Source organism: Micromonospora xinjiangensis (assembly GCF_056150165.1).
Genome location: NZ_JAXCFO010000019.1, coordinates 1 through 527, shown reverse-complemented (window position 1 = coordinate 527; position 527 = coordinate 1). Strand labels below are relative to the sequence as shown.

The 527-nt window shown below is 69.4% G+C and carries 1 protein-coding gene and 1 pseudogene; both read left to right on the top strand.

Annotated elements, in window-relative coordinates:
- Positions 1-132: pseudogene (locus SM573_RS29720) on the top strand (amidinotransferase); the annotation flags it as partial.
- Positions 132-527: aminotransferase class III-fold pyridoxal phosphate-dependent enzyme (locus SM573_RS29715; RefSeq protein ID WP_474617557.1), on the top strand; the 396-nt coding region annotated here is incomplete at its 3' end. The pseudogene SM573_RS29720 and the gene SM573_RS29715, both read left to right, overlap by 1 nt.

Genomic DNA, 527 nt, shown 5'->3' with positions numbered 1-527 from the left:
ACCGACCTGGCCGCGAAGCTGCGCGACCGGGGCTACGAGACCATCGGGATCGACCTGTCCGAGCTGCGCAAGGCCGGCGGCGGACCGAAGTGCTGCACGTTGCGACTCCGTCAGGGAAAGGCGAGCAAGTGATCATCGACGACATGCTGCGGACTCCGTCCGCGGTCCGGGACGCGGAGCGTCACACGGCGCACAACTACCACCCGCTGCCCGTGGTGATCTCGTCGGCCGAGGGCGCCTGGCTGACCGACGTGGACGGCCGCCGCTACCTGGACTGCCTGGCGGGATACTCGGCGCTGAACTTCGGCCACCGGCACCCGAAGCTGATCGAGGCCGCGCACACGCAGCTCGACCGGCTCACGCTGACCAGCCGTGCGTTCATCCACGACCAGTTCGCCGACTTCTGCCGCGAGCTGGCCGCGCTGTGCGGCAAGGACCTCGTGCTGCCGATGAACACCGGCGCCGAGGCGGTGGAGACCGGCATCAAGGTGGCCCGCAAGTGGGGCTACCAGGTCAAGGGCGTCACG